Origin of the sequence: Paludisphaera sp., assembly GCF_037189885.1 — a bacterium.
Lineage (GTDB): Bacteria > Planctomycetota > Planctomycetia > Isosphaerales > Isosphaeraceae > Paludisphaera.
Genome location: NZ_JBBCIR010000073.1, coordinates 1 through 14457, shown reverse-complemented (window position 1 = coordinate 14457; position 14457 = coordinate 1). Strand labels below are relative to the sequence as shown.

Sequence of the window (14457 nt, the reverse complement as noted above, 5' to 3'; positions counted from 1 at the left end):
GGTCAGTCGTCCAGGGTCCGCAAGGTGCCGTCCCATCCCCGGGCGGTCATCGCCGCGAAGACGCGCTCCTCCCGGTCCAGCGCGCGGCCCAGGAGGACGCCGATCAGGCTCGCCAGCGCGGCGAAGCCGGGCCCGCGACGGCCGAAGCTCCGCGCCCGCCGCGCGGTCGCCATGCGGGCCAGCTCGTCGCGGAGCACGAATCCATACCGATGCATGAAGGCCAGCGTACTCGCCAGCGCCGGCGGCATCCCCAGCCGACGCATGGCGCGGAGCATTTCCGTCCAGGGCGTGACCTGGGCCAGCGTCATCATCGCCAGGAGCGCCAGCCCATTCCGCGCCACCAGGTCCAGGGCCGCCATCCGCCAGGAGAGCCCCGAGGTCGCGGCGACCCTCCCCGCCGCGAGCGCGGCCAGGAAGCCGACCAGCAGCAGGAAGCCCAGCCACCGCGCGAAAAGCCGCGGGATCGAAACGCCCGAGGCGACCACGACCCCCCCCAGCCCCAGTCCCAGCGCCCCGAGGTAGCGCCACGAGCCCGGCGGCGCGACGACCACCGCGACCACGAAGCCGACGGCCGCGATCAGCTTGACTCGCGCGTCCGGGCGACGCCCCGGCCGGTCAGGCGACGGCATCGGCGCTCGCCTCCGGGCGCGCGTCGCTCGCGGTGAAGACGCGCGCCATCCCCCAGGCGAAGCCGAAGACGACCAGCGTCCCGATCAACCCCGCGGCGGCCGTCGCCGCCTTCGCCTCGTCCAGTCCTCGGAGCGCGGAGGGCACCGGGGCCTCGTAGTCGGGCATCGGCGCGGCGAGGACCGGTGGCGTCTCCTCGCTCGGCAGGAAGGCGAACTTCTCGCCGACGTACTCCAGGCCGTCCGGGTCGGGGGCCGCGAACGGCGAGACGAACACGGCGACCGCCAGCGCGATCCCCATCCCGGCCGCGACGGTCGGGGCCCACCCCGGGGCCGGTCGCGGGTCGCCCTCGATCTCCAACTCCGACGGCGCTTCGATCAGCTCGGGGCGGGTCAGCAGCACGAGCCGGACGACCAGCCCCGTGATGAGCGCCTCGCCGACGCCGATCGCCGCGTGGACCAGGGCCATCCAGGTGAGGATGCGGAAGAAGTCCTCGCGACGGCCGCCGGCCGCCAGCTCGATCGCGAACGCCCCCGCCGCCAGCAGGACCGAGAACCACGCCGCGACCATCGCCCCGATCAGGATGCCCCGACGCCCCCCCAGGGCGCGCCGGATCGGGTCGTAGATCGCGTAACCGCCGACGGCGCCGATCAGCCCCATGTTGACGAAGTTCGCCCCGAGCGCCGTGACGCCGCCGTCCTGGAACAGGAAGCACTGGACGATCAGCACGGCCGCGATCACCACCGCGCCCGCCCAGGGCCCCAGCAGCACGGCCGACAGCAGGCCCCCCATCAGGTGCCCCGTGACCCCCGGCCCGACCGGGAAGTTCACCATCTGCGCCGCGAAGACGAACGCCGCCGTCATCCCCATCAGCGAGGTCGTCCGCGCGCCGTGCCGCTCGTCGACCCGCCGCAGGGCGTAGCCCAGCCCCGCCGCCGCGATCGCCCCGGTCGCGATCGCCGCGCCCCCGCCGAGGAGTACGTCCGGAATATGCATGTTGCGCCCTGGTTCGGCTCGGCCCTCGGGCCGGGTTGTCCATCGCCGCCGGTATGGCGTTCGTGAAAATCATCATACCGGACGGCCCCGGCCGGGCGAAGAGGCGTCACCCGGCGGCCGGGCAGGTCGGGAGGGTCGCCAGGGCGCCGCGGATCTTCTCGACGATGTGGCCGAAGGCGTCCTCGTACAGCACCCGCTCGGCCTCGTCGACCCGGCCGCTGGTCAGGGCGAGGCGGCTCGACACGTAGGGCGACATCCCGGGCGCCGGGACGAGCGTCCGCGCGTTGGGGGCGGTCTTCCAGATCTCCCCCCCCGGCCCGGCCAGCGAGAGCGTCGCGACGATCCGCGCGAGCCGATTTTGCGTCCCCAGGTAGGATCCCTCGTGGCGCTCCTCGATCGCGTGGGAGAAGCGGTAAGGGGCGTTCGTCCAGAGGTCCGCCCAGCGCGAGTCGGGGGGGAGGTAGCCCCGCGCGGCGAGGGCCTCGGCGATCGCGGCCCTCAGGGCCTTCTCGTAGCCGGCCGCCGTCCCGCGGACGTACACGCCCGGCGCGGCGTTGATGTTGACCCCCCGACGGGCCACCAGCCCGGCGGCGATGTCGCGAAAGCGAGCGACCGCGGCGTCGCGCTCGGCGGATGGGAGGTGGGCGGCCAGGCTCGCCGCGTCGACGCAGATGGCGAACGCCGCCGACGGGTCGGCCTCGCGCCCGGCCCGTTCCGCCCGATCGTCCAGCCAGCGACGGAGCGTGGCCTCGAACCGGGCGCTCACGTCCCGGCGGATCGGGGCGAGGTCGCGGTCGGTCGCGGCCCGAGCCGAGAGGTTGAGCCAGTCGCCCAGCGAGCCCGGCCCGCGGGCGTCGCCCTCCAGGCCCGCGATAGTCGACTGCACGTCGCGCCTCGCGAGTTCGCGGCGACGGCCGCGGACCGAATCGACGTCGGGGAGGTCGTCGTCGCCGGTCGCGGCATGGAGCGCCGTGTCCAGGTCGCGGAGGGCCAGGTCGATCCGGCCTCCCGCCTCATGGGCCTTCGACGACTCGACCAGGCGCCGGATCGCGGCCAGTCTCCCCGCGCGCTCGCCCCGGATGATCGCCCTCGCGGCGGCGGCGGCCACCGTGGCCGCCACGCTCAGCGCGACCAGCCACCAGGCCCAGGCCCACCACCAGGGACGCCCGTGCCGCCGTCGCTTCCAGTCCCCCCCGACGCGCGGGAGGTACGGGATCTCGACCAGGGCGTTGCAGAACGAGCAGCGCGCCTGCCGGCCGGGGCCCGGCGAGGCCACCTCAATCTCCTGTCCGCAGCGCGGACAGGCGAACGCGCCGTCCATTTCGGGGGGCTCTCCAGGGGGGCGACTCCGGTCGACCCCCATCATACCCCCCAGGGGCGCGGGCGGGAATCAGCGGACGGGTTGATTCGTGCAGTGATTCATGATCCAGGTGTCGACGTCCGCGAGCATGTCCTGGTCGAGCCGATGATTACACGGGTACGACTGGAAGGCGACGTGCAGGCCCCCCGCCCGGAGCGTGGCGACGTCGCGGCGGGCCTGGTCGAGCGGCACGCGCGAATTCCACGCCCCGTGCACCGCCAGGATGGGGAAGTCTCGCAGGGCGTCGAACCGGGAGAGGGCCCGGAAGTTCGCCGGCAGCCAGCCGTTGATGGCCACGACCCCGGCGAATCGGTCGGGGAAGCTGAGCCCGAGCCGATAGGCCGCCGCCGCCCCCTCGCCGAAGCCCACCAGGAAGATGCGCTCGGAGTGGACGTGGAAATGGCCGCGAATCCCGCGGATCCCCGCGAAGACCCCGTCCTCGAGCCGGGTCATCGGGTCCGAGGCCGGCTCGTGCAACGCGCGGCGGAATTGCTCGGCCGGGTCGAGCGGCCGGGGAACCCGGAAGCTGCTCCGCCCGGGGATGTCGAATTCCGGGCCCCACGAATATCCGACCGGGCGGTCCCGCTTGTGGACCTCGACCGGCCCCCGCAATCCGAGTCCGACGTAATTGCGACGGCTCACCGCCGGCATCGCGCGGACGAGCTGGTCCTCGTCCCCCCCCTTGCCGTGGAGCAGGACCAGGAGCGGGTACGCGTAATTGGGCTCGTACTGGCGCGGGACGTAGCAAGAATCGACGAGCGCCGCCGTTCGCGAACTCGTCGAGGAACCCTGTGCGTCCATCCGGTCCTGGGCCATCGTGAAATCCTCGGTGAGCAAGTCTATGGGGTGCTGGGCGTGTTCGTCGCCCGGGATGGGGACCGGGTGGCGGGCCTGGCCGGCACCCCCGCTCGCACGGGAGGTTCAGACCAGGCAAGCATATCCGCCGCCTTACCGCTCTTCAACAAACCGCCTAGCTATTTTCCATTTTGTCTCAAGTTTCCCAGATTGCGATCCGGGGACCGATGGAATCGTCGAAATCTGCCGGGGTTGTGGCGGTTGCCGCAGGTCCGGCGGCCCTGACGCCTGCGTGGGGGCGGCGCGTCGGGCGGTTTCGTCAGAAGAGGTCGCTGAAGAAGTTCGCGACCGACTTCGGGAAGACCCCCAGACCGCTGTTGGAAACACGCGGCGGCGGCCGGCGGAACAGCTTCTTGTGCGGAGTGGCCTGGCCATTCTGCGTGGCCGTGGCGGCCTGGGCGAGCTTGGCGGCCTTCTGGAACTTGGCCAAGCTGGGCCGGTTGACGTTGAGCAGGAGTTCCGGGTCGGGAGTGTTGGGGACGAACGTGGAGCCGTCGCTGCCCAGCAGTCGCAGCGAGACCGGCGCGGACGACGCCATGTTGTTGTTCTTGAAGGTCTCGTTGAGCCCGTTCTCCGGGTCGGCGATGGCCACGATCTTGGCCGACCCAACGCTGTCCAGCAGGATGCCCGAGGGGAGCCGGCTGGGGAGGCTGACCGTCTGGGTGAGCGGCAGCGAGTAGCCCGGCGCCAGCCCTGGGATGATGGCGTCGCCCAGGAAGATGGTGCGGTTGACGTTGCCGCTGGGGCCCGCCAGCAGGAACCGGACGCGGAACGGCCCCGGGTCGACGGTCCCCATGTTCTGGACGGTCGTGCTCACGTCGAACGAGCCCCCCCAGGCCAGGTCGAGCGTCGACGGCGTGACCGTGCCGAGCGCGAGGTCGGGCAGGATCTCGTGGATCGGCGTGGCGGTCGTCCCAGCGGGGAGGTTGATCGAGACGGCCGCCTGGTCGATCCCGGTCCCCCCCATCGCGAAGTGGGGGCCGACGGGGTTCGTCTGGAAGTCGGCGTCCGGGAGGATCGTCAGCGTGAACTCGGTGTGGCCGGACAGGAGCACGGGGGGGATGGCCGGCAGCGTGAACGCCTTCTCGGCGTTGACCGTCTGCCAGGGCTGGATGGCCGGGATGGTGATGCTGCCCAGGGTGACGTCCGCGCCCACCCCCTGCGCGATCCCCGCCGGCGTGAGCACCACCTGCGCCCGGGTCGCGGGGGCCGCCCCGTACGACCTGTTGGTGATCTGGGTCGTGACCGAGAAGGGCTTGCCCCAGGTCGCGGCGGCGGGATAGATCCCCAGCGAGGTCGCGATGAGCTGCGCCGGCTGGGTCGGGGCGATCGAGACGACCGTCTGGTCGTAGCCCGGGCCCACGCCCGCGTTGTTCCGCTCGTTGGCCTCGTGCACCTGGTTGTGCGGGTCGACCTTCAGCGAGAGGTGCAGGAGGCCGGAGCTCTTCATCCCCGGGACCGGGTTCGCCGGCAGCCTGACGGTCGCGGTGAACGGGATCGACTGCCCGGCCGCGAGGCCATCCGGGATCGTCACCTCGCCCAGCGAGACGGAGAGCCGATTCAGGACGGCGCGGCTGCCGGCGAGGATCGCCACGTTGAACGGGCCCGCCGCCGGGCCGTCGCCCTGATTCGTGACCTGGCCGGTGACCGTCACCGTGGAGCCCCAGTCGGCGTCCTGGACCGTGACCAGGGACGACCCGACGAGATCCGGGAGGGCGTGCCCCGCGGCCGAGAGGACTTCCCGCTTCTCCAGGGAATCATAACGCAGGATGATCGGGCCGCGCCCCCAGGCGCGGCGACGTCCCTCGGCGCGTCGCTTGTCGGACATGCTCGTCCCCCTCCTTGAGAACCTCATATCGCGGCGACGGCCCCCGGCCGCCATGACGATGTGATGGGGGGCGCCGGATCTCTCGCCTCGAATAAACCCTTCCTGGGCACCGCGAGGGTATCGATCGGCCGACGCTCGGTCAAGGCGCTTCGACGGCGCGCCCGGCCCGGATCCACCCCTCGCTCGCGTGGCGATCGCGGATCCACCGGGAGGACGTCGAGCCGATCGCGATGGACAGCGTCCCACCCCCGTCGACGGTCGCCATCCACTTTCCAACCCGGATCGAGTCTGGACGTGCTCACGGCCGGTCCGCTCCTGCCTCGCGTCGGTTCATGAGAACGGGCGATTCTGGGCGCGGGTCGTCGCGCCGAGCCAGGGGAATCCCGCGGGCGGGGGAGGTCGCGCCAGGACGCCCCTCGACGCATCGGCGTGGTTGTGATACCAGTGGTTAGGGGCGCGCCGGCGCCGGGGACCGGGGCGCGTCGGGAGTCAGGAGCCGAGCTTGACGGAGCAGCTCGTCGGACAACTCGGGTATTTCGGGATCGCCCTGATCCTGGTGATGGGGGGCTTCGGCCTGCCGATCCCCGAGGAGGCGCCCGTCCTGCTGGCGGCCATCCTCAGCCGCAACGGGAAGCTCTACGGCCCCATGGCGTTCGGGTCGTGCATGGCGGGGATCCTGATCGGGGACTTCCTCGTCTACGCCGTCGGCTATCGATACGGCGAGCGCGTCCTGAGCATCCCGCTGACCCGGCGGCTGCTGACCAAGGCGCGCGAGACCCAGATCAAGGGGTACTTCCATCGGCACGGCTTCAAGATCCTGATCCTCGGCCGGTTCGCGGTCGGGTTCCGGACGGCGGCCTACCTGACGGCCGGCATCCTCAAGCTCCCGCCGCTGAAGCTCCTGCTGATCGACCTGGTCGCGGCGACCTTGAGCACCAGCCTCGTCTTCCTGCTGGGCTACTTCTTCGCCCATCAGATCGAGAAGGGGCTGCACGAGGCGCAACAGTGGGTCGCGATCGCGATCGCCTCCGGGGTCGGCGCCTGGCTGCTGTACCGCTACTACAAGGCGCACCAGAGGGCGGGCCTGCCCGTCGGGCCGCCCGTCCTGGTGTCCGACGACCTCCCCCTGCCCCCGGACGACCTCCAGGCCCGGCCCATGGACGCGCCCGTGGCCGTCGAGCCCCTCCCCCCGCTCGACGCCGAGCCGGCCCCCCCCGCCGCGCCGACGCCCCCGCCGGGTCCCCTGACGGGGCCGGGGGTGTTCCCGCCGCCGGCCGCCCCGGCGGACGCCCGATTCGAGGCCCCTCGGCAGGGCGGCGCGTCGCCGATGACCCGCGCCTGATCGGGCCCGAATTCGTGTTGACCGACCCCGGGGTTCCTGATAGCTTCCGCCTCGGTCTCCAACCGACGAGCTTCAACGACGTCGGCGGGGCCGCGGTCAGCCATCTGATCGAGGGGAGTCGCGGCGAGGGTCGCCGGCTCGATTCCTCCCGACCCGCTTCGACCCGACAGCGGCGCGCGGGTACCGCCCGGAGACGTTCTCCGGTCGGCGAGTTACGGATCGACTCGCTCGGGGCCTCTCGTGATGCGACGAGCGGCCCAGATCAACCTTGGAAGATCGACTCGAATGAACAAGATTTCGTACGCTCTCGCATTGGGCGCCGGCCTCGCGCTGGCCCAGGCCGCCACGGCCGCGCCGATCGTGCAGCAGCTCGACTCGCCCGAGATCTCCGCCTCGGCCTTCAACAGCCTGTTCAAGCCCGTCGCCGAGGCCCCGCCGATCACGCAGGATTTCGGGTTCATGAACACCCCGGTCACGGGCGTCGTCCAGTCCCAGGTCTTCGAGGGGACCGGGGCCTATGAGGGCGTCTACGCCTACGCCTACCAGTTCGGCGTCAAGAACGTGACCGACACCTCCGGCGAGCCCACCTCGGTCAACAACGCCTCGCTCCAGTTCAACGCCACGCCCACCCGGGCCGACCTGCTCGGCACCGGCGGCCCCGGCAGCGCCGTGTTCGTGGTCAAGGACGGCGTCGTCGGCTCGCTGAGCCTCCCGGCCGCCGCCCCGGGGAGCGTCGTCACCTCCCCCTCCTCCATCGCCTGGCTCCCGGGCGAGAAGACCGGCGCCCTGAACTTCCAGTACCTGGACGCCAACACGAAGTCCGACCCGCTCGGCGCCGGCGCCACCAGCGGCACGATCATCGTGCTGACCACGGAGAAGTGGACGAACAAGCCGGTGAGCCTGAACAACGCCAACCCGCAGATCGTTTACCCGCTGGCCTACGCCTCCGAGGGCGGGCCGATCCAGGAGGTCCCGGTCCCCGAGCCGGCCACCCTCCTCGGCTGGGCCGGCGTCCTGGCCGCCGTCGCCGTCGCCAAGGCCCGCCGCGCCCGTCGCGCCGCCTGACGACGACGCGACGCTCGCGCCATCCGATCGAACCCGGAGCCCCCGACGACGTCCCCCCGGACTCGTCGGGGGCTCCGCCGTTTCGAAGCGGCCCGCCGGCGGGTAGAATACAACGATCCGTCCCATCGGCGCTCACCCCGAAGGCCGGCGACTAAAGCCCTTCTCCCCTGGTGGGAGAAGGTGGCCGAAGGCCGGATGAGGGGGAAGGCCCGGGCTTTCGGTCGCGCCCCCCCTCATCCGCCCCTCCGGGGCACCTTCTCCCACCCGGGGAGGAGGGAGGAGCCGGAGCGAGCCAGCCGACGCGCGCCATGCCGGAACAGACTGCCCCAACAACATGAACTTCCCCCCCATCGCCCGCGTCCGCCGGACCTTCGACCAGCCCGAGGTGGCCGACGTCGCCGCCGCGATCGCGCGCGAGGTCGCTTCGAGCGCCCTGGTGACTCGCGTGCCGGCGGGGGGGCGGGTCGCGATCACCGTCGGCAGTCGGGGGATCGCCGGGCTCCCCGAGATCGTCCGCGCGACGGCCGGCGTGGTCCGGTCGCTCGGCTTCTCGCCGTTCGCCGTGGCGGCGATGGGGAGCCACGGCGGGGGCACGGCCGAGGGCCAGAGGTCCCTGCTGGCGGAGCTGGGCGTCACCGAGCGCTCCATCGGCTGCCCGATCCGATGCGGGATGGAGACGGTCGTCCTGGGGACCGACGCCTTCGGCCAGCCGATCCACTTCGGCCGCGACGCCTTCGACGCCGACGGGGTGATCCTGCTCAACCGGATCAAGCCCCACACCTCGTTCCGCGGCCGCCATGAGAGCGGCCTCCTCAAGATGCTGACGATCGGCCTTGGTAAGCGGCAAGGCGCGGCCCAGGTCCACAAGCTCGGGCTGCCTGGGCTGATGCGGATGCTCCCGGAGGTCGGCGCGTTCCTGCTGGGGCGTACCCCCGTCGCGCTCGGGCTGGCGATCCTGGAGAACGCCGCCGATCGCGTGGCGAAGGTCGTCGCCGTCGAGCCCGAGGAAATACTCGATGTCGAGCCCGCCCTGCTGGACGAGGCCCGCGCCCTCATGCCGGGGCTGCCGTTCGACCAGCTCGACGTGCTGATCGTCGGCGAGCTGGGGAAGAACTACAGCGGTACCGGCATGGACCCCGCCGTCATCGGCCGGCTGAAGGTCGAGACCGCCCCCGACCACCCCCGCCCGGTGATCACCCGCCTGGCCGTGCTCGACGTCGCGGAGGAGTCGCGCGGCAACGCGCTGGGGATCGGCTTCGCCGACCTGACGACCGAACGCCTCGTCCGCGCGATCGACCCGACGCCCCTCCGCGTGAACTGCTTCACCAGCAACTTCCTGCAACGCGGGCGCGTCCCGCTCGCCATGCCGACGGATCGCGACGTGATCGCCGCCTGCCTCGACACTTGTTGGCGCGTCGACCCGGCCGAGGCCCGCCTGGCGATCGTCCCCAACACGCTCGAACTCACCACGATCTGGGTGACGCGCCCGCTCGCCGACGAGGTGGGCCGCCTCCCCGGCCTCGCCTTCGAGACCGACTTCCTGCCGATCCCTCTCGACGACGCCGGGACGCTCGACCAGGAGGGGCTTTTCCCGGAGAGCATCCGGGCCAGGAGACGGCCCGCGCCCCCACGCGAGGAGGGGGCGCGAGGCCGGCGGGGGGATGTCAGCTCGTGACCTTCATCGCTTCCGGATCCCAGCCGATGAGCTTGCTTTCATACAGGCTGGTGTTGCACAGGAGCGCGGGGGCGGCGGCGCGGAAGCCGAAGACGGCGTCCTCGTAGACCGGGTCGCCCTTGCGGATGGAGGTGAAGAAGCGGACGAAGTGGTCGAACCGCGGGTCGTATCCCGGCGGCGGGGCGAACGTCATCGGGCCGTCGTAGGGGGTCTTCGGCGGGGCCTGCCGCGGCTCCCTCGCCAGCTTCTCGGCGATGGCGTCCTGCTGGGCCTGGGAGAAGGTCTTGACGGAGTTGTACCCCTTCAGCTCCTGCTCCGGGGTGGGCCAGGAGATGCCGACGCGTTCGAGCTTCAGTGAGGCGAGGTCGGTGGAGATGACCCCCTCGTCGCCGACGAAGCGGAACAGCGTGGCGTCGCCGCCGCCGTCCTCGAAGTCGCACTGGAGCGAGACGGTGAACTCGGGGTGCGCCTCGGTCTTGGGGTAGTCCAGCAGGCTCAGGATGACGTCGTAGACGTCGCGGCCGTCGTCCCAGTAGCGCAGGCCCCCCATCGCGGCGACCTTGTTCGGGCCGATGGCGCCGGTGGCGTGGTGGATGCCCGTCAGCAGGTGGACGAACAGGTCGCCCGCCACGGCCGTGCCGTAGTCCTGGTAGTTCCTCCAGCGGAAGAAGCGGGTCGCGTCGAACGGCCGCTTGGGGGCGTGGCCGAGGAAGCGGTCCCAGTCGACGGTCTCCGGCGAGGCATCCAGCGGCAGGGTGTACTGCCAGGCGCCGAGCGAGGAGTTGCGGTTGTACCGCGCCTCCACGACGTTCACCTTGCCGATGGCCCCGGCGGCGATCATGTCGCGCAGCTTGTCCATCACGATCGAGCTGGCGAACTGGCTGCCGACCTGGAAGACGGACTTCGTCTCCTTCTGCGCCGCGATGACCGCCGGGCCCTCGTCCAGCGTCTGGACCATGGGCTTCTCGCAGTAGACCGGCTTGCCGGCCTTCATCGCCTCGATCGACATCGCGGCGTGCCAGTGGTCGGGGACGCAGAGCAGGACCGCGTCGACGTCCTTCCTGGCGAGGATCTCGCGGTAGTCGGCGCATACGTCGACGTGGTCGCCGTAGACCTCCTTCACGCGCTCGCGACGGCCGGCGTACAGGTCGGCCGCGGCGACCAGCTCGACGCCGGGCACCTTGAGGGCGCAGGTGGTGTCCTCGAAGCCGATGATCCCCATGCCGATCGTCGCGATCCGCACCTTATCATTCGCCCCGTCGGCCGCGGCGAGGGCCTCCACGGCCGCCTCCGTCTCCGGGTTGCGCGACAGGACCGTGACCGCGGCCGCCGCCGAGGCCGCCGCCGAGGCCGCCGCCGCCGACTTCAAGAACCCTCGGCGCGAGCTGGTTTCGCGACGTTGCATCATCGTTTTCCTTTGGGTGGTGCCTTGAGGACCGATCGAAACGGTCTTCCCCCCTGGTGGGGGAAGACAGACCGCGCGGCGGTCAGATGAGGGGGAGCCCGCCCGCGGGATTTCACATTTCGCGACCCCGCCCGGGCCGACGGCCCCGGACGGCCCCTCCGGACTCCGAAGCTCGTGCCGCTCGTCCCCCCCTCTTCCGGCCCTCCGGGCCACCTTCCCCCACCAGGGGGGAAGGCCGTTGGGATGGCCTCCGAATGGCCGTGGCTGTCAGGTTGTTGTCAGCGCGGGCGGCGATCTCGCGCGCCTCGCGAGGCCCCAGGATACCCGCCGCCCGCCCCCGACGCGACTCCGACGCCCGCGCGCGACGGCGCCCCGGGGCGGCGAGGCACCGGGGCGCGCGGTCGGTCGTCGGGCGGGCGTCGGTTCCTTACTTCGGCGTGGCCTTGGCCTCGGCCTTGCCGGCGGGGGCCTGGGCGGGCGGCGGGGCCGGGGCCGCGTCGGGGGCGGCCTGGGTCGGGAAGTCGGGGAACAGGTCCTTGGGCATCGGCTTGACGTCGACCTTGGCCTGCTTGCGGGCCTCGGTCAGCAGCAGGCGCTGGAGGTCGGCGGCGTAGGCCGAGGTGATGAAGGGCTTGTTCTTCTCGAAGTCGACCGCCTCGCCTTCCTTGCGGTCGGTGACCTGGATCAGGTGGTAGCCGTAGGGGGTCTCGACCGGGTCCGAGATCTCGCCCTTCTTCAGCTTGAAGGCGACGTCGGTGAACTCGGGGATGAACCCGCTGTTGAGGTTGAAGTAGTCGAGGTCGCCGCCGGCCTTCCCCTCGTTCGCCGGGTCCTGCGAGTACTTGTTGGCGGCCTGGGCGAACGTCAGCTTGCCGTCGTTGATCAGCTTCTTGACGGCCAAAAGCTGGCCCTTCACCTTCGCCTTGTCGGCGTCGCTCGCGTCGGGCTCGGTCCGCAGCAGGATGTGGCTGGCGCGCACCTGCGTGCCGCTGAACAGGTCGTTGTTGGCGGCCAGGAACTTCTTCAGCTCGGCGTCGGTCGCCTTCGACTTCACGAACTCGATCCAGCGCAGGCGGTCGGCGATCTCCGTCTTCATCTCGTCGAGGGAGAAACCGTTGTCCAGCAGCGCCGTGGCGAGGTCCTTCCCCTCGGCCTTGAGCCCCTGCTCCAGCTTGCCGATCTCCTCCTGGACCTGCTCGGGCTTGATCGCGATGTTCTGGCGGGCCAGGAACTGCGTCACCAACTTCGTGTTGACGAGCGTGTCCACGGCGTCGCGATAGACCAGCTCGCGATCCTCCGTGGGGGGGACCGGGTAGCGGGTGATGACGTTGTAGACCTCGCCCTTGGTGACCGTCTCGGTCTTCCCGTTGGCCTCCACCGACGCGACGACCTCGTCCGGGTTGGCGATGGCCGGCACGGCGGGCTGGCCCTGGCCGGCGGCGGGGGCCTGGGCGACGGCCCGGCCTTCGGCGAGGCTCCATCCGAGGGCCGTCGCGGCGACCGCGAGGCTGGCGAGCACGATCCTGCGCATCAAGGGATCTCCCTGGCAAAGCGGAGGCGACTGGCCGATTGTCGCCCCGTCCCCTCGTCCTCCGGGGCGGGCGTCCTCGGCTCGCGGCCGGCGTCACGTCGAGCCGGCCCGATTTTCCGGATTATAACGATTGCCTCAAGTCCCGCCGCGCGAATCGACTCGGAAACCTCACCCCCGCCCGAACCAGCGGATCAGCGCGACCGCCCCCGTCAGGGCCAGCGACACCACGATCATCGAGGTGATGGGCGCGTACAGGCTGAACCCCGGCCGTTCCACGCTCACGTCCCCCGGCAGCCTCCCGAACCACGACAGGGCCCCCGCCCACGCCGCGGCCCCCACGAGCAGCATCGCCAGCCCCGCCAGCATCAGGATCGGGCCGACCGCCGAGTTCCCGCCCATGTCGACACCCCCGCCCGCGCCTTGCGTGCCCCATCCCCCGCGACCGATGATGGCGGTCGACCTCCAACGCATGCAACAGCTTCCATGCCAATCGTTTCGAGAGGACAGCCCGTGCCCGCGCTTCATCATGGCATCGCCTTCGTGGGACTCATCTCCCTCGCCGCCACCGCGGCATGGGGCCAGGCGACGGAAGGGATCGAATCGGCGCTGACGGACCTCGGGCCCGGCGCGAGGGTCGGCATCGAGGCGCGTCGCCTCCCCGGGCCGGGGGGCGCGGAGGCGTCATGCCGCAAGGACGCCGACGCCGTCCTGCCCACCGCCAGCGCGATCAAGACCGCCATCATGATCGAGCTGTTCGCCGAGTTCGCCGGCCGCCTGGGCGAATCCCCGCCGGGGCTCGACGCGACCCTGAAGGACGACCATCCGGCCGTCGCCCACTTCACGCCGAAGCAGAGGGGGGAGATCCGCGATGGGCTCGCCGGGGCGACCGCCCGCCGGATCGGTCGCGTGATGCTGGGGTCGGAGGATGCCCCGAACGTCGTCTACAACGCCGCGTCGAACGTGGCCATCGCCCTGCTCGGCGGCCCGGAGGAGACGACCCGGCGCATCCACTCCCGCGACCCGGAGTTCGCCGCGATCATGGTCCGCCGCTACATGCTGACCGACCGCGCGGCCCGCGGCGACAATGAGGCCACCCCCGCCGCGCTCGCCGCCGTCCTCCGCCGACTGGCCGCTCGCTCGCTCCCCGACGTCGACGCGGACACCATGGAAGCTTGCCGCGCCGTACTCCAGACCGCCGACGACTCCGCCCGGGGCCGTCGCCACTACAAGAACGGTTCCCTCGACTCCCTCCCCGTCACCCGGGTCGTCACCGGCTGGCACGAGCGCCCGGACGCCCCGGCGATCGTCTACGTCGTCATGCTCGCCCACGACGACCCCGACGCCGGCGATCGCCTCCAGCAAGCCGCCGAGCGCCTGGCGAGGCAGGTGGTGGACTCGCTGCGCGAGGATTAAGTGGTTTGTCACCTGGGGCTAAGGCGGTTTATCGCGTCGGATTCGGATCTTTGTCTCGAAAACCTGAAATCGCGAGGAGCCTGCCGCGGATCATCTCCAAGTCGGGAGGTTCCTTGGCAATTCGTCAGCATCGATGATCCAGGGGCGGCCCATGGTACGCCCCTCGTTCAGCGCCGATCAAGCGGCCCATGAACCGGCGCGATCACGACCCCTCGCCCGGCCCGAATCCGTCGCTACTCCCGGAGGGCTGGCGACCCGACGCTGATTCCGGCATGGTCGCGAAGCGGGGCCGGGGAGCGTCGAAGAGTCTTTTGTGGCGCGGCCGTCTCGGCCGCACGCGCTAGCCCGCGGCGTGCGGCC

Annotated in this window: 12 protein-coding genes; 4 read left to right on the top strand and 8 right to left on the bottom strand. The window is 71.4% G+C overall.

From position 1 onward, the window contains the following. Positions 1-2: 2 nt before the first annotated feature. From WG209_RS19985 to WG209_RS19965, 5 genes are all read right to left on the bottom strand, one after another. Entirely contained in the window at positions 3-629 is a 627-nt protein-coding gene (locus tag WG209_RS19985) for an energy-coupling factor transporter transmembrane component T (protein ID WP_337176854.1), read from the bottom strand. Further along, the gene (locus tag WG209_RS19980; protein WP_337176853.1) at positions 616-1623 is read right to left on the bottom strand and encodes an energy-coupling factor ABC transporter permease; all 1008 of its coding nucleotides are present in this window, start codon (positions 1621-1623) and stop codon (positions 616-618) included. Before WG209_RS19980 ends, WG209_RS19985 begins: the two co-directional genes overlap by 14 nt. 106 nt (positions 1624-1729) lie before the next feature. Further along, entirely contained in the window at positions 1730-2899 is a 1170-nt protein-coding gene (locus WG209_RS19975) for a hypothetical protein (RefSeq protein ID WP_337176852.1), read from the bottom strand. 114 nt (positions 2900-3013) lie between these two features. Beyond that, the gene (locus WG209_RS19970; protein ID WP_337176851.1) at positions 3014-3799 is read right to left on the bottom strand and encodes an esterase; all 786 of its coding nucleotides are present in this window, start codon (positions 3797-3799) and stop codon (positions 3014-3016) included. A gap of 298 nt (positions 3800-4097) precedes the next feature. Then, positions 4098-5666, bottom strand: coding sequence for a CARDB domain-containing protein (locus tag WG209_RS19965; RefSeq protein WP_337176850.1), 1569 nt, complete (start codon positions 5664-5666; stop codon positions 4098-4100). A 502-nt stretch (positions 5667-6168) separates the two neighbouring features. Here WG209_RS19965 and WG209_RS19960 point away from each other — a divergent pair. The 3 genes from WG209_RS19960 to WG209_RS19950 all read left to right on the top strand — a co-directional run bounded on the left by WG209_RS19960 (position 6169) and on the right by WG209_RS19950 (position 9748). Further along, complete coding sequence (locus WG209_RS19960) at positions 6169-7008, top strand: DedA family protein (RefSeq protein WP_337176849.1); 840 nt, start codon at positions 6169-6171, stop codon at positions 7006-7008. Between the two features lie 285 nt (positions 7009-7293). Next, a complete protein-coding gene (locus tag WG209_RS19955) occupies positions 7294-8073 on the top strand; it encodes a hypothetical protein (protein WP_337176848.1) in 780 nt (259 codons plus the stop codon). Positions 8074-8407: 334 nt separating this feature from the next. Then, positions 8408-9748 carry a hypothetical protein gene (locus WG209_RS19950; protein ID WP_337176847.1) on the top strand — a complete coding sequence of 447 codons (1341 nt, stop codon included), beginning with the start codon at positions 8408-8410 and terminating at the stop codon, positions 9746-9748. Here WG209_RS19950 and WG209_RS19945 read toward each other — a convergent pair. The 3 genes from WG209_RS19945 to WG209_RS19935 all read right to left on the bottom strand — a co-directional run bounded on the left by WG209_RS19945 (position 9738) and on the right by WG209_RS19935 (position 13083). Next, positions 9738-11153 (bottom strand): Gfo/Idh/MocA family oxidoreductase, encoded by a 1416-nt coding sequence (locus tag WG209_RS19945; RefSeq protein WP_337176846.1) that lies wholly within the window; start codon positions 11151-11153, stop codon positions 9738-9740. The two genes, WG209_RS19950 and WG209_RS19945, sit on opposite strands and share 11 nt — an antisense overlap. Positions 11154-11580: 427 nt before the next feature. Further along, positions 11581-12684, bottom strand: coding sequence for a peptidylprolyl isomerase (locus WG209_RS19940; RefSeq protein WP_337176845.1), 1104 nt, complete (start codon positions 12682-12684; stop codon positions 11581-11583). Positions 12685-12852: 168 nt separating this feature from the next. Further along, complete coding sequence (locus tag WG209_RS19935; protein ID WP_337176844.1) at positions 12853-13083, bottom strand: DUF2905 domain-containing protein; 231 nt, start codon at positions 13081-13083, stop codon at positions 12853-12855. Between the two features lie 111 nt (positions 13084-13194). Between WG209_RS19935 and WG209_RS19930 the strand changes: the two genes are divergently transcribed. Next, positions 13195-14097, top strand: a complete 903-nt coding sequence (locus tag WG209_RS19930; protein ID WP_337176843.1) for a hypothetical protein — start codon at positions 13195-13197, stop codon at positions 14095-14097. Positions 14098-14457: the final 360 nt, after the last annotated feature.

Excerpts from the sequence above, each read along its gene's own strand:
- WG209_RS19940 (WP_337176845.1), bottom strand. The coding sequence starts at position 12,684 with ATGCGCAGGATCGTGCTCGCCAGCCTCGCGGTCGCCGCGACGGCCCTC.
- WG209_RS19950 (WP_337176847.1), top strand. The coding sequence starts at position 8,408 with ATGAACTTCCCCCCCATCGCCCGCGTCCGCCGGACCTTCGACCAGCCC.
- WG209_RS19935 (WP_337176844.1), bottom strand. The coding sequence starts at position 13,083 with ATGGGCGGGAACTCGGCGGTCGGCCCGATCCTGATGCTGGCGGGGCTG.
- WG209_RS19955 (WP_337176848.1), top strand. The coding sequence starts at position 7,294 with ATGAACAAGATTTCGTACGCTCTCGCATTGGGCGCCGGCCTCGCGCTG.
- WG209_RS19970 (WP_337176851.1), bottom strand. The coding sequence starts at position 3,799 with ATGGCCCAGGACCGGATGGACGCACAGGGTTCCTCGACGAGTTCGCGA.
- WG209_RS19945 (WP_337176846.1), bottom strand. The coding sequence starts at position 11,153 with ATGCAACGTCGCGAAACCAGCTCGCGCCGAGGGTTCTTGAAGTCGGCG.
- WG209_RS19985 (WP_337176854.1), bottom strand. The coding sequence starts at position 629 with ATGCCGTCGCCTGACCGGCCGGGGCGTCGCCCGGACGCGCGAGTCAAG.
- WG209_RS19980 (WP_337176853.1), bottom strand. The coding sequence starts at position 1,623 with ATGCATATTCCGGACGTACTCCTCGGCGGGGGCGCGGCGATCGCGACC.
- WG209_RS19965 (WP_337176850.1), bottom strand. The coding sequence starts at position 5,666 with ATGTCCGACAAGCGACGCGCCGAGGGACGTCGCCGCGCCTGGGGGCGC.